The 13101-nt window shown below is 59.7% G+C and carries 13 protein-coding genes; 6 read left to right on the top strand and 7 right to left on the bottom strand.

The window, feature by feature from the left end; genetic code table 11:
* Window positions 1–93 precede the first annotated feature (93 nt).
* The 5 genes from QE453_RS14400 (at window position 94) to rplI (ending at window position 3829) form a co-directional block, all read left to right on the top strand.
* Window positions 94–1137 carry an aldo/keto reductase gene (locus QE453_RS14400; protein WP_035207660.1) on the top strand — a complete coding sequence of 348 codons (1044 nt, stop codon included), beginning with the start codon at window positions 94–96 and terminating at the stop codon, window positions 1135–1137.
* A gap of 288 nt (window positions 1138–1425) precedes the next feature.
* Complete coding sequence (gene rpsF, locus QE453_RS14395) at window positions 1426–1857, top strand: 30S ribosomal protein S6 (protein ID WP_004441041.1); 432 nt, start codon at window positions 1426–1428, stop codon at window positions 1855–1857.
* A gap of 13 nt (window positions 1858–1870) precedes the next feature.
* A complete protein-coding gene (gene rpsR / locus QE453_RS14390; RefSeq protein ID WP_003502063.1) occupies window positions 1871–2119 on the top strand; it encodes a 30S ribosomal protein S18 in 249 nt (82 codons plus the stop codon).
* A gap of 145 nt (window positions 2120–2264) precedes the next feature.
* Window positions 2265–3239, top strand: a complete 975-nt coding sequence (locus QE453_RS14385) for a DUF2232 domain-containing protein (RefSeq protein ID WP_142181584.1) — start codon at window positions 2265–2267, stop codon at window positions 3237–3239.
* A 14-nt stretch (window positions 3240–3253) separates the two neighbouring features.
* A complete protein-coding gene (gene rplI / locus QE453_RS14380; protein ID WP_004441037.1) occupies window positions 3254–3829 on the top strand; it encodes a 50S ribosomal protein L9 in 576 nt (191 codons plus the stop codon).
* A gap of 263 nt (window positions 3830–4092) precedes the next feature.
* Here the strand turns inward: rplI and QE453_RS14375 are convergent, their stop codons facing one another.
* Genes QE453_RS14375 through QE453_RS14365 form a run of 3 tightly spaced genes read right to left on the bottom strand, consistent with a single transcriptional unit; the run spans window position 4093 to window position 7374 of the window.
* Complete coding sequence (locus QE453_RS14375; RefSeq protein ID WP_045534271.1) at window positions 4093–5160, bottom strand: HlyD family secretion protein; 1068 nt, start codon at window positions 5158–5160, stop codon at window positions 4093–4095.
* 19 nt (window positions 5161–5179) lie between these two features.
* Window positions 5180–6922: an MFS transporter gene (locus tag QE453_RS14370; protein WP_022555929.1), complete on the bottom strand. Its 1743-nt coding sequence runs from the start codon at window positions 6920–6922 to the stop codon at window positions 5180–5182.
* Window positions 6919–7374 carry a MarR family winged helix-turn-helix transcriptional regulator gene (locus tag QE453_RS14365; protein ID WP_004441032.1) on the bottom strand — a complete coding sequence of 152 codons (456 nt, stop codon included), beginning with the start codon at window positions 7372–7374 and terminating at the stop codon, window positions 6919–6921. The genes QE453_RS14370 and QE453_RS14365 overlap by 4 nt, the downstream gene beginning before the upstream one ends.
* Window positions 7375–7683: 309 nt before the next feature.
* Between QE453_RS14365 and QE453_RS14360 the strand changes: the two genes are divergently transcribed.
* Entirely contained in the window at window positions 7684–9180 is a 1497-nt protein-coding gene (locus tag QE453_RS14360) for a replicative DNA helicase (protein WP_004441029.1), read from the top strand.
* Window positions 9181–9240: 60 nt separating this feature from the next.
* On the opposite strand, the gene QE453_RS14355 is transcribed toward QE453_RS14360, so the two are convergent.
* From QE453_RS14355 to QE453_RS14340, 4 genes are all read right to left on the bottom strand, one after another.
* Window positions 9241–10938 carry an ABC transporter ATP-binding protein gene (locus QE453_RS14355; protein ID WP_309777332.1) on the bottom strand — a complete coding sequence of 566 codons (1698 nt, stop codon included), beginning with the start codon at window positions 10936–10938 and terminating at the stop codon, window positions 9241–9243.
* 189 nt (window positions 10939–11127) lie between these two features.
* Window positions 11128–11430 carry an AzlD family protein gene (locus QE453_RS14350; RefSeq protein ID WP_004441027.1) on the bottom strand — a complete coding sequence of 101 codons (303 nt, stop codon included), beginning with the start codon at window positions 11428–11430 and terminating at the stop codon, window positions 11128–11130.
* Window positions 11427–12131 carry an AzlC family ABC transporter permease gene (locus QE453_RS14345; protein WP_045534195.1) on the bottom strand — a complete coding sequence of 235 codons (705 nt, stop codon included), beginning with the start codon at window positions 12129–12131 and terminating at the stop codon, window positions 11427–11429. Before QE453_RS14345 ends, QE453_RS14350 begins: the two co-directional genes overlap by 4 nt.
* Before the next feature lie 90 nt (window positions 12132–12221).
* Window positions 12222–13079, bottom strand: a complete 858-nt coding sequence (locus QE453_RS14340) for an AraC family transcriptional regulator (protein WP_042936814.1) — start codon at window positions 13077–13079, stop codon at window positions 12222–12224.
* Between the last annotated feature and the right edge of the window lie 22 nt (window positions 13080–13101).

Raw genomic sequence — 13101 nt, 5'->3', positions numbered from 1 at the left:
TTCTTTTCATCATATTTTTTCTTGCACTGCGGCAATTCCCCATTACTTTCACACCACCTTCCAAACTATCTGGCCAAGCACCGGGACATTTCCATGAAACAGAGACTATTGGGCCGCACGGATATTTCCGTGTCTGAAATCTGCCTCGGCACCATGACATGGGGCACACAGAATACCGAAGCCGAAGCGCATGCGCAGATGGATTACGCCGTCGAAAACGGTGTGAATTTCTTCGATACGGCAGAGCTTTACCCCACCACGCCCGTTTCCGCGGAGACCCAGGGCCGGACGGAAGATTATATCGGCTCGTGGTTTGAAAAGACCGGAAAGCGCGATCAGGTCGTGCTCGCGACCAAGGTTGCCGGCTCAGGACGCGATTACATTCGTGGCGGTCGCGATATCGACGCAGCCGCAATCCGTGAGGCTGTCGATACCAGCCTCCAGCGCCTGAAGACCGACTATATAGACCTCTACCAAATCCACTGGCCGAATCGCGGCACCTATCATTTCCGCGGCGCATGGAGCTTTGACGCTTCCGGTCAGGACACGGCGCGCACGCTTGCCGAAATCACCGAAAAGCTGGAAACGCTCGGCGAACTGGTAAAGGCCGGAAAAATCCGCGCCATTGGCCTTTCCAACGAAAGCGCCTGGGGCACGCAGAAATATATCGACATCGCCGAAGCCAAGGGCCTGCCGCGAGTCGCCACGATCCAGAACGAATATAATCTGCTCTATCGCAGCTTCGATCTGGACATGGCGGAAGTTGCCCACCATGAAGATGTCGGCCTGCTCGCCTATTCGCCGCTGGCGGCAGGGCTGCTGACCGGCAAATACCAGAACGGCGCTCGTCCCGCCGGTTCACGCGGAACCATCAACAAGGATCTCGGTGGCCGCCTGCAGCCGCTTCAGGAAGCACCGGTCAAGGCCTATCTGGAGCTTGCCGCCGCGCATGGTATCGACCCCGCAAAACTCGCCATTGCCTTCTGCCTGACGCGCCCCTTCATGGCCTCCGTCATCATCGGCGCCACCACGATAGAGCAGCTGAAGGTTGATATTGCGGCAGCGGATGTCACTCTTTCCGAGGACGTGCTGAAGGGAATCGCAGCCATTCACCGGCAATATCCAATGCCGATCTGATGATCGAACGGCGCGCTTTTTCGCCTCTGCCCTTGCATTCCGGGCAAAAATCCGTATAAGCGCGCTGTTCACAACACCCGGTCCAATTGGCTGGTGGCTGAACGGAGGGCTGGTTCCGGTGACGGAACAGCAGGAACCATAAGGTTTTTCCGGCCTCCCGTGTCTCCGCTCTCGACCGTCTCGAACAACGCTTTTCTTGCTTTAAGGCTCACGCCTTTTCAGGAGCAGTCGTTGAGGCTTAGCGCCGTTGCCGGGTGAAGGACGAAACGCAAGAAAGGCAAAGCTTAAATGGCTCTTTACGAACACATCTTCCTTGCCCGGCAGGATATTTCTGCCCAGCAGGTCGACGCACTTGTCGAGCAGTACAAGGGCGTTATCGAATCGTTCGGCGGCAAAGTCGGACGCATCGAGAACTGGGGTCTGAAGTCCCTCACCTACCGCATCAAGAAGAACCGCAAGGCTCACTACGCTCTCATGGACATCGACGCTCCGGCGGCCGCCATCCATGAAGTCGAGCGCCAGATGCGCATCAACGAAGACGTTCTTCGCTACATGACCATCGCCGTCGAAGCCCACGAAGAAGGCCCGTCCGCGATGATGCAGAAGCGCGACCGTGACGACCGTCCGCGCCGCGATGGCGACCGTCCGGACCGTGGCCCGCGTGAAGATCGTGGTCCCCGCGAAGACCGTCCGCGCCGTCCGCGCGAAGACCGTGCATAAGGAGAATTGACCAATGGCTGACGCATCCTCTTCCCAGGCACGCCGCCCGTTCCACCGCCGTCGCAAGACGTGCCCCTTCTCCGGCGCCAACGCTCCGAAGATCGACTACAAGGACGTACGTCTCCTGCAGCGCTACATTTCCGAGCGCGGCAAGATCGTTCCTTCCCGCATCACGGCCGTTTCCCAGAAGAAGCAGCGCGAACTCGCCCAGGCGATCAAGCGCGCCCGTTTCCTCGGCCTGCTGCCCTACGTTGTAGCGTAATGAATTGAAGCGAGGCTGCGTTTAGCGCGGCCTCGCTTTTCCAGATCCTTCCGCGTTGGGCGCGGATCGATACTCTAAATCCCATGTTGGGGATGAGGCTCTCACGAGCAATCCTCTAACTGCTTAGTTTCAGCAGGACAGCGAAGTGCAAAAGTTGAACCAGACAGTGCTGATCTCCGGCGTTCTCGCCGGCATATGCGCCGCGTTTTTAACGCTTGGCGCAACGGCACAGTCGTCCTTTTCCTTCCTGCTCTATGCCGGTTCCGCCATGCCGATCCTGATCGCAGGCATGGGCTGGGGTAATCGCGCCGCCATCGTCGCCATCATCACCACCGCCGTCATCGGTGCGCTGGTCATGTCGCCGCTGTTTGCGCTGACCATCGCGATCTTCACGCTGATCCCGGCGGGCTGGCTTTCGCATCTCGCCAATCTGGCGCGCCCGGCTTCCGAAATCGGCGGCCCGGATGATCTGCTTGCCTGGTATCCGCTCTCCGGCATCGTGCTGCACCTGTGCATTCTGGTTTCGGTCGCCGTCGTCATTCTTGGCTGGATGATCGGTTACGGTCCTGATCTGGTCGCGCGCATGGTCGATATCATGATGACCTCGGTGCAGAACCGCGAACCGCTGTTCGAGCCCAATGCAGAGGCGCTGGCGCAAACGAAATCGCTGCTCGTGCTGATGCTTCCCATTGTTCAGGGTGGTCTCTGGGTCATCCTATTGTTTGGGGCCTATTATTTCGCGACCCGGCTGGTCGGCTCTTTCGGCAAGGGCCTGCGCCCGCGTGAGGACATTCCCTCGGCACTGCGCATGCATCGCAACGCGATCTTCATTTTCCTGGCCGGCATTCTCGCCATGTTCCTTGGCGGCGTGGCGGCCATGATCGGCGCGGTCATCTGCGGCACCTTTGGCGCGGGCTTCCTGATGGCGGGTTATGCCTCGCTGCACAAGCGCGCCCGCGGCAAGGACTGGCGCTTGCCGGTCCTCATTCTCGCATATCTCTCGGCGGTCTTTGTCTTTCCGCTGTTCATCATTCTCGTGTTCGGCCTCAGCGACGTGCGCAGCACGATCTCCCTGACGCCGGCGCGGAAAACCGACACTACGAACGAAACCAAACCATAGAAAGGATCAAGAAGATGGACGTTATTCTTCTCGAACGCATCAACAAGCTCGGCCAGATGGGCGAAACCGTCAAGGTTCGCGACGGCTATGCCCGTAACTTCCTGCTGCCGCAGGGAAAGGCGCTGCGCGCCAACGCCGCCAACAAGACCCGTTTCGAAACCGAGCGTGCAACGCTCGAAGCTCGTAACCTCGAGCGCAAGTCGGAAGCCCAGAAGGTTGCCGAAGCACTCGAAGGCAAGTCCTTCATCGTTGTCCGTTCGGCTGGCGAAACCGGTCAGCTGTACGGTTCTGTTGCCGCCCGCGACGTCGTTGAAATCCTGGCTGCCGAAGGCTTCAACATCGGCCGCAACCAGGTTGAGCTGAACACGCCGATCAAGACCATCGGCCTGCACAACGTTACCCTGCACCTGCACGCCGAAGTCGAGCTGCAGGTCGAGCTGAACGTTGCCCGTTCGGCTGAAGAAGCAGAGCGTCAGGCCAAGGGCGAAAGCCTCACCTCCGCTGACGCCATCTACGGCGTTGACGAAGACGCGCTGCGTCCGGAAGACTTCTTCGATCCGGAAGCTGACCGCGACGGCGACGACGAGTAAGATCTGGCCTAACGGTCAAAGGAAAACCCCGGATGGCGACATCCGGGGTTTTTTGTTTGTTGTGTTGGAGTTTGTGGAGGGCACCCCCCTCTGCCCTGCCGGGCATCTCCCCCACAAGGGGGGAGATCGAATCGTGGCGACCTTCCGGCCATCTTTAACGTAGAAGCTTAGGCGAGGAGCAGGCATCTAGCTGATCTCCCTCCTTGTGGGGGAGATGCCCGGCAGGGCAGAGGGGGGTAAGCCACGCGTACGAGACGTATCGACTACTTCTCCGCCGTCTCCGCCCCATCGGGCGCCTTGCTCTTGTCCACATGCACCACCACAGACATGCCCGGCGAAAGTTCTGCCGCCAGCGGCTGATCCGCGTCGATGGTGATGCGCACACCGAGACGCTGGGCGATTTTCACGAAATTGCCGGTCGCGTTGTCGGGCTTGATGACGGCGAATTCCGAACCCGTGGCGGGCGAAAAACGCTCCACATGGCCGGTCAGTTTGCGGCGATGCAGCGCATCGACGGAAATCGTCACAGGTTGGCCGACCTGCATGCCCGCAAGCTGGGTCTCCTTGAAATTGGCGATAACCCAGACATCATGCGGCACAACGGCCATCAGCTGCGTGCCGGCGGTGACATATTGGCCAGTGCGAACGCCGATTTCGCCGAGCCTGCCATCCACGGGCGCACGGATTTCGGTATTGGCGAGGTCGATCCGGGCAAGCTCGACGGCCGCTTCGGCATTTGCGACCGCAGCCTGCAGCGAACTGCGGTTAACGATGATGGTCTGCAGATCCTGCCGTGAAACCTCAAGGGCGGCTTTTGCCTGCGAGAGCGATGCCCGCGCCTTTTCCAGTGCGGCATGGGCTTCTTCCTGAAGGCTGGAAGTTCCCACACCGCTTTTTATGAGATTATCCTGCCGGTCGGATGCCAGTTGGGCCTGTTTCAGCGAGGCTTCGGCGCTGTCGACCGCGGCCTGGCTGGAAAGAATATGGGCATTGGCTGCATTTTCCTGCTGGCGGGAATTATCGAGAGCCGCCTTTTGCGTATCGAGCGTTGCTTCCGCCTGCGCCTGTTTCTGGCGATAGATGCGGTCATCAATCTTCGCCAGCAAAGCACCCTGCTTCACCTCCTGATAATCCTTCACCGGCACATCCACGACATATCCGCTGACCTGCGGGCTCATGGTCGTGACGTAACCGCGCACGAAGGCGTTGTCAGTCATTTCCACGGTGGAGAGGAAGGGCGGCAGCCGCCAGGCGTAAAGCACGAGCGCAACACCGGCGAAACCGCCGAGCAGCACGAGAATGGAAACGGGAGTAAAAAACTTCTTCAACATTTTGGCACTCTTGGAAGGTTCAAGACTGGGGGGCCGGTGCGGCATCGATGTCCTCCCGGAAAAGGAAGGGGCGGATGCGCAACCATGCGAGGTGGATCAAAAGCGCGGCCAGCGCCAACGCGGAAACGACGGAGATGAGCAGGAACGTGTCATTATAGGCAAGCACATAGGCTTCCCGGCTTACCTGCTGGCCAAGCAGCGACAACCCTTCCGCCTTCAGCAATGCCGGATCGGTGATGACATGGCTGTAAGCACCGGAAAGCTGGGAGACACGCTGGGCAACGAGAGGGTTGGTGAGCAGGATGTTCTCCACCAGCACATTGGAGTGGAATTTCTCCCGCAGCGTTACGAAACTGCCGAGCAGGCCCGTCATCAGCATGGAACCGGTGATCTGCGTAAACAGGAAGATGGTGATGAAGTTCACCAGATAAGGCGCACCCCGGGCCAGTGCTGCGCCGAAACCCTTCGCCATGACAGGCGGCAGGAACATGGCCGCACCGAAGGCGATCATCATCTGGCTGAGATACATCTGTTCGGGGCGGGTGAGGTTCGTCGACTGGCTGTCCATAAATGAACCAGCCGCGATCAGTGTCAACGCAATGACATGGGCGGTTTCGACATATTTCGTCAACATCAGCCATGCGCAGGCCGCCCCGCCAAGAATGGTGGCAAGCAGCACGAGGGCATAAAGCATGGTGGTCTGGTCGTTGAGCAAGCCAAGCTGCTGATAGAAGCTGACCGCGGTGGAGGATTGTTCCGACGAGACCGCCCGGTAGACAAGCAGGACGGCAATGGCGTGCAGGTTGGTTTTGGAGAAAATCCAGCGCAGGTCGAGCAACGGGTTCTTACGCGGCAATTCGATGAAAGCCATCAGTGTCAGAAGCGCGATGGATGTCGCCAGCAGCGCGCCAAGCCACCAGGTTTCGAACCACCAGTAGAACCGGCCGAGCGTCAGCATGACTGCAAGGCAACCGAGACCGCCCGCAAACAGGAGATAGCTGAGGATATCCATACGCTCGATCACCTTCGCACGCGGTGGCGGTGTGACCTTGAGGACGTAAATCATGGCGAAGGAAATCAGCGCAAAACCGACTTCCATCGAATAAAGGGCATTCCAGCCATCGATCGCCAGCAGCGAGGGTGACACCATGCGCGCAAGCGGCGCCGACAACAGCGTACCTGTCAGTGCAATGCTGAATCCCAGCGAGAATTTTCGCGCGGGCGGAAAGGCCTCAAGAATATAGAGAAAGCCGAGCGATGAAATCGGCGCGGCAGCCATGCCGCTGACGAAGCGGATGACGATGGCCGAATGCAGGTCCGTCACGAAGAGGTTGAGGCAGGAAGCAACCACGAAGGCGATGATCGAAAGTTCGGCGAAGGGCCGCAGGCCATATTGCGCGCGCACCTTGAACAAGGCGATGGAAAAGGTGGCATAGGGCGCCATATAGGCAGCGGATAACCAGGCGACCTCGGCCACCGTCGCCGAAAACTCGCCCTGCAGCTGGTAGATATTGGCCATGACGAGGTTCATGCCGAGGCCCTGCGTAATGAAAAACGACAGGCCTGCAAAAATGAAACACAGCCGCAGCCACAATGGCCGCTCCACCGGCTGAGGTGCAGCTGCGGCAGACGGAGCCTGCGTGCCGCTGCCGGCGCCGGCGTCCGGTGATTGAGCCGGGCCCGTCGTTTCTATGGGGCCATTGGCGGGCCTGTCCTTTTCGGCGGCGTCCGACGCTGCCGTTAGCGGTAAAGAGGTGCTCACGATTGCGCCCTCCCCGCTGCAAGATTTTGCAGATTGGCCGAAAGCCGCCGCATGACATCCAGCGCCATTGCCAGCTCCTGCGAGGAGATATCGGCGGCGATTTCCGAACGCAGCGACTTTGCCATTTCCTGCACCGTCTGCGAGGTTTCTTCGCCCTCCGCCGTCATGTGAATACGTTTGGCACGCCGGTCGTTCTCATCGGATCGGCGTTCGATGAGGTTCTGCTTCTCCATGCCATCAAGCACCCGCACCAGTGTCGGTGTCTCAATTTCCATTTCCTCCGCGAGCTCCGTCTGCGTCAACGGTCCGCGCCGCGAGAGCGCGAAAAGTGCACGCGCACGCGCCAGCGTCAGCCCGCTTTCCCCTACCCGCGCATCGAAAAACGCGCGCAGTTTGCGGGTGAAAGCGGAAACTTCATCGAGAAGCTGTTCCTTGTCGGTCTCGCGGGACATGTCAGCAAGCCTTATAATTAGTACACTACTTATTTTCTGCCTATTTATTCGTAAGGCTGACGATTTTCAAGTTTCTTTCGTGCCGGGTCTGCCATGCGGTAAACTCATGGCGGCGAATCACGTTGCCGGGAAATTTCCCGCTTTGTCCCCATCCCGCCTGTGGATTGCTGGGGACAACTGAAGATGTGATCCGACTTCGCTCAGCGGACGTCGGCCTGCCATGGAGTGTTGCAACAATATCATTGACTGCAATGGCACAGAAAGCCAAACCCGAGGTGTAAGAACAGGCAAAGGGAGATCGCGCAAACCATGAACGACGCTGTGAGAAAGATCACCCCCGCGCAACCGGCGGAACCGCATTACCGCGAAGCGCCGAACAATATCGAGGCCGAACAGGCGCTGCTCGGCGCCATCCTCGTCAATAACGACGCCTATTACCGCGTATCGGACTTCTTGAAGCCCGTGCACCTCTACGAACCGCTGCACCGCAAGATTTTCGAGGTGGCAGGCGATATCATCCGCATGGGCAAGACCGCCAATCCGGTGACGATCAAGACCTTCCTGCCGGCCGACGACAAGATCGGCGACCTGACGGTGGCGCAGTATCTCGCGCGTCTGGCGGCAGAAGCCGTGTCGATCATCAACGCGGAAGATTACGGCCGGGCGATCTATGATCTGGCGCTGCGCCGCGCGCTGATCCAGATCGGCGAGGATGTCGTCAACATCGCCTATGACGCGCCGCTCGACATGCCGCCGCAGGCACAGATCGAAGACACCGAACGGCGCCTGTTCGAACTGGCGGAAACCGGCCGTTACGACGGCGGCTTCCAGTCGTTCAACGACGCGGTGGCGCTGGCGATCGACATGGCGGGCGCGGCTTTCGAGCGCGACGGTAACCTCTCCGGCATCTCCACCGGCATCCACTCGCTTGACGCCCGCATGGGTGGCTTGCAGCGTTCCGACCTTATCGTGCTTGCCGGTCGTCCGGGTATGGGCAAGACCTCGCTTGCGACCAACATCGCCTACAATATCGCCGCGTCCTATGAGCAGGAAGTGCAGCCGGACGGCTCGTTCAAGGCAAAAAATGGCGGCGTTGTCGGTTTCTACTCGCTCGAAATGTCCTCCGAACAGCTGGCAACGCGTATCATTTCAGAGCAGACCGAAGTTTCCTCGTCGAAAATCCGTCGCGGTGACATCACCGAGGCCGATTTCGAAAAACTCGTCGCCTGCTCACAGATGATGCAGAAGGTGCCGCTCTACATCGACCAGACCGGTGGTATCTCGATTGCCCAGCTTTCCGCGCGCGCCCGCCGCCTGAAGCGCCAGCGCGGCCTCGATGTTCTGGTGGTCGACTACGTTCAGCTGATGACCGGCTCCGGCAAGAGCGGCGAAAACCGCGTGCAGGAAATCACCCAGATCACCACGGGCCTGAAGGCGTTGGGCAAGGAACTCAATGTTCCGATCATCGCGCTGTCACAGCTCTCCCGTGCGGTGGAGAGCCGCGAAGACAAGCGCCCGCAGCTTTCCGACCTGCGTGAATCAGGTTCCATCGAGCAGGACGCCGACGTGGTGCTGTTCGTGTTCCGCGAGGAATATTACGTCAAGAACATGGAGCCGCGCGATCCTGCCGATCCGAAATATGCCGAGTGGGAAGCGCTGTTCGACAAGGTAAAAGGCACGGCTGACGTCATCATCGCCAAGCAGCGTCACGGACCGACCGGCACCGTGAAGCTTGCCTTCCAGTCCGAATTCACCCGCTTTACGGACTTGGCCGATCCGAGCTTCAGCCAATACGAAGAACATTGAGGCGAGGCAGCCTTCTATCAATAACGCCCCGTCCTGTTTTAGGGATGGGGCGGAGTCTTTTCAACGGCTTGGAACTGATCCCTCAGAACCCGATTCATCGATTATCCCCTTAGGCAATGCAATGACCTGATCGCCGGCGCGAATGCTGCTCTGGCGGTGGGTGATGGCAATGATGGTGATATCGCTGTCGACCCGTCTCAGCTGTTCCATGATTTCCCGCTCCGTCTCCTCGTCCAGCGCCGAGCTTGCCTCATCGAGCAGCAGAATGGCCGGTTCGCCGTAGAGCGCACGGGCAAGGGCAACCCGCTGGCGCTCGCCGCCGGAAAGCTTCAGCCCCCTTTCACCGACAATCGTATCGAAACCCTCCGGCATCGCCTCAATCCTGTCGAGGATGGCGGCCCGCTCGGCGGAGCGGCGCAGTTTTTCCTCATCCAGCGCCCGCCCGAGCACGATATTGCTGCGCAACGTATCGTTCAGCAATTGCACCTCCTGCGGAACGATACCCGCCGCGGCGAACCAGTCGTCCCGGCCGATGGCTGTGAGATCGGCGCCATCGACAGTGATGCGCCCGGATTGCGGCACCACGGTTTTCTGCAAAAGCCGGAAGAGTGTCGATTTGCCGGAGCCGGTCTCGCCGGTAATGAAGGTCAGACGTCCTGGCGTTGCGGTGAAAGAGACGCCTTCAACGCCGCGACCGTTTTCGTAGCGAAAGCCCACCTGATGAAACTCTATCACTCTGCCCGACAGCCGCAACGGGCGTGTATCCGGAGACTCCTTCTGCTCTTCTGGCTCATTCCACATGCGGGCATAGGGCGCGAATTGGGCGAAGGATCGTAGCGCCTCACTGATGGATTGCCCGATCAGTTCGAAAGGCATGTTGAGCTGAAGCAGAAGCGTGTTGAAGAGAACGATATCGCCGATCGAGAGCTCTCCGGCCTCGTAGCGCGGCAGAAGGAGATAAAAGCCTATGATCATCTGCACGGCCAGAGCGAGCGAGATGGTAAAGACAAAACCAATACGGCGCAGGGAATAAAGCCGCCAGTTCCGGTAGATCGAGCCCGCATTCTCCGCAAAGCGACGCTTCATCCACGCCGTGCTGCCCGTGTGCCGCAAGGGCTCGATCATGCTGATGGCGTTTCCAACAAAACCGGCATTCTGCTGTCCGGCTTCGATGGCCTTTTCCAGAAATGGCGAGGTCAGCCGGTTCGAGGCAAGGGTGAGCGCGATGAAGGCCGCACCATAGAGAATGACGATGGCCACCAGATCCGCACTGAGGACCGCCCCCAGCAACAGGGTGCTGAACAGAAACGTGGCGAGGCCCGGAACGAAATAGATAAGACCGATCTGCATGATTGCAGATGCGGCCGAAGCGCCCCTTGTCTGTGCGGCCTGAATTTCCGCCGGGTTGTGATCATTGAAGAATGGCGCGTTTTTATGGACAATGCGCTCGAAGAAGCGCGTCGTAGCCACATATTCCAGCCGTTCCGAATGGATGACCGACATATATTGCGTGGAGCGCTGAATGGCCGTCGCCAATGCCGTCAGGCCGGCATAAAACGAAAATCCAAGCATCCACTGCCGCGGAGCGTCCGGCAGATCGTCGATCAGGCGGGAAAACACATAAGGACCGGCGGAAGCGAGAAGAGACCCGCACAGGATCGTCAGCAGCAAAAACGTGATCGACGGCCATGAGGACTTCAGGTCTTCGGCATAAATCCTGGAAAGCGGCTCGAATGCAACTTCACGAATGCCCGTCATCTCTCTCTCCCGCCGGCCGCTGCGTGACAAATGCCACAGGCCATTGGATAGCCGCCAGATGCCACCTCCTCAACCCCGTCTCAGGGGCTTCGATCTGGATTTGATAGGATGCTGAGACGATATTCTAACGGGCCGGCGCTTCCTGCGGCCCTTTGGAGAGAGTCTTTTCAGCCGGTTGAGGGGATCGCTTCACAAACCGATTCCGCGCAGCAGCGCCACGGCCGCCACGCCGACTGTTGCCGCCGGCAGAAGGCTGAGGCGCAGCGCCGCGACAGCGGTGACCGCGCAGGCGATGGTTTCCGCCGGTCCGCTGGCAAGCGCAGTCGGCGTGACGACGGCCATCAGGACGGCGGGCGGCACTACGCCGAGGGCCTTTTTAAGGCGCGCGGTCAGGGTAAACCGACTGACGAGCAACAGGCCGCCGAGGCGTGTTGCGACGGTTGCCGCCATCATGGCGAGAATCGTCAGCAGCGTATTGAGGTCGAGGGTCATGCCGGCTGCTCCGCCTGTTCATCATGGCCGAAGGCGGCGACAGCGAGGCCCGCGAGCGCACCGGCGGCGATATACCAGGCTCCGGGTACCAGCGCATGGGTGAGACAGGCGGCGGAAGCGCTTGCCAGGAGCACCAAGCCGGTTTCCCGGCCCTTCCAGAACCCCATGAGCAGCACGATAAAGACGGCGGGAAAGGCGAAATCCAGCCCGATGACCGACATGTCGCCCATGACCGAACCCAGCAGAGCACCGGTGAGGGTGGCCAGGTTCCAGACGATATAGATCGACAATGCAGCGCCGGTGAAGAAACCTGCCGTTAGCCTGTTTGCAATGACACGAAACTCCGACAACGCCCAGGATTCATCCGTCAGCACCAGCATGGCCGCATATTTCCGCCAGCCCCGGAAATCGTCCAGCTTGCCGGCGATGGAAGCGCTCATCAGCACGTGGCGCAGATTGACGAGCAGCGCCGCAAAGCCGAGCGCGCTCCAGCTAGCCGGATGGGTCCATAAGTCCATCGCCACGAATTGCGAGCCGCCGGCGAAGACCAGCAGCGACATCAGCGAGGCTTCGAGAGGCGACAGGCCCTTGCCGATGGCGACCGCGCCAAACACGACGCCGATCGGCACCATGGCCACGAGCAATGGCGCGGCGGCCCGTAATCCCGCGACGAATTCCGTCCTTTTGTCCCATATTGACATCGCTTTCTCCCTTTCAGGAGAGCGATTACGCGTAAGACATCCACCGGTCTTGTACGAAAGTGACGTCACACAGGAATGCGTGTGCCGGCATCACCCCATGCGAAACTGGCCCGGGGTAATGCCGGTGCGCGCCTTGAAATGGCGGGTGAAATGCGCCTGGTCCGCAAAACCGCACATCGCCGCCACCTCGGCCGGCATCTCGCCGGCGCGCAGAAGCCGACGCGCCCTGCGGATGCGCACGTCGGTCAGATAGGCGTGCGGGGTGATGTGGAACTCTTTCCTGAAAGCACGGATAAGGTGCGCGCGGCTGAGACCGGCAATGGAAGCCAGTTCCTCAAGGCCGATATCGGTCTCGTAATTGTCGGAAAGATAGTCGCGGGCGGTGTAAACCGCCGTTTTCTCGCGCGTTTCGACCGGCAGGATAATGGCGCTGCCATGCCTGCCGAAAAGGGCGGCGAGAACCGAGAACATGCCTTCATCCGCCTCGAGGGCACCGGATTTCTCCTCCAGACGCCGGTGCGCCATCTGAAAGGCGGCCGCCATCTGCGGATCGCGCGGCAGAAACTTCGGGAATGACGGCGTACCGTGGAAGGCCCTGCCTGTCACATCCTCGATGATATCGCGCAGCAGTGCGGTGTCGGGATAGATCATCCGGTAACGGTAACCGCCGCCGCCCGGTGCACCATCGTGAATCTCGTCGGGATTGATGAGATAGAGATGCCCCGGCCCAGTCTGTTCGGTGGTGCCCTGAATGGTGGAAATCTGCGAGCCGCTTTCGATGGCGCCTATCGAAAACGTGTCATGGGCGTGAGGCGAATATTCATGGGTGAGAAACGTAGCACTCAGGCATTCCATGCCGCCAAAACGTCCGTCCCGCCAGAAACGCGTGGTTTCCGTCGTGGCGACGGGCATGAAATCGAGGGCCTGTTCCTGCGAAACATTGTGCATGAGCGAAGTTTAGAGCATTCGA

The sequence above is a fragment of the Agrobacterium sp. SORGH_AS_0440 genome (assembly GCF_031453135.1).
Taxonomy (GTDB): domain Bacteria; phylum Pseudomonadota; class Alphaproteobacteria; order Rhizobiales; family Rhizobiaceae; genus Agrobacterium; species Agrobacterium pusense.
Note: the sequence above shows the minus strand (reverse complement) of the source record. Positions and strands in the feature narration are given on the sequence as shown.

What these genes read in the sequence shown, in the direction of transcription:
- QE453_RS14400 (WP_035207660.1), top strand. Translation starts at nt 94, where the DNA reads ATGAAACAGAGACTATTGGGCCGCACGGATATTTCCGTGTCTGAAATC.
- rpsF (WP_004441041.1), top strand. Translation starts at nt 1,426, where the DNA reads ATGGCTCTTTACGAACACATCTTCCTTGCCCGGCAGGATATTTCTGCC.
- rpsR (WP_003502063.1), top strand. Translation starts at nt 1,871, where the DNA reads ATGGCTGACGCATCCTCTTCCCAGGCACGCCGCCCGTTCCACCGCCGT.
- rplI (WP_004441037.1), top strand. Translation starts at nt 3,254, where the DNA reads ATGGACGTTATTCTTCTCGAACGCATCAACAAGCTCGGCCAGATGGGC.
- QE453_RS14375 (WP_045534271.1), bottom strand. Translation starts at nt 5,160, where the DNA reads ATGTTGAAGAAGTTTTTTACTCCCGTTTCCATTCTCGTGCTGCTCGGC.
- QE453_RS14365 (WP_004441032.1), bottom strand. Translation starts at nt 7,374, where the DNA reads ATGTCCCGCGAGACCGACAAGGAACAGCTTCTCGATGAAGTTTCCGCT.
- QE453_RS14360 (WP_004441029.1), top strand. Translation starts at nt 7,684, where the DNA reads ATGAACGACGCTGTGAGAAAGATCACCCCCGCGCAACCGGCGGAACCG.
- QE453_RS14355 (WP_309777332.1), bottom strand. Translation starts at nt 10,938, where the DNA reads ATGACGGGCATTCGTGAAGTTGCATTCGAGCCGCTTTCCAGGATTTAT.
- QE453_RS14350 (WP_004441027.1), bottom strand. Translation starts at nt 11,430, where the DNA reads ATGACCCTCGACCTCAATACGCTGCTGACGATTCTCGCCATGATGGCG.
- QE453_RS14345 (WP_045534195.1), bottom strand. Translation starts at nt 12,131, where the DNA reads ATGTCAATATGGGACAAAAGGACGGAATTCGTCGCGGGATTACGGGCC.
- QE453_RS14340 (WP_042936814.1), bottom strand. Translation starts at nt 13,079, where the DNA reads ATGCACAATGTTTCGCAGGAACAGGCCCTCGATTTCATGCCCGTCGCC.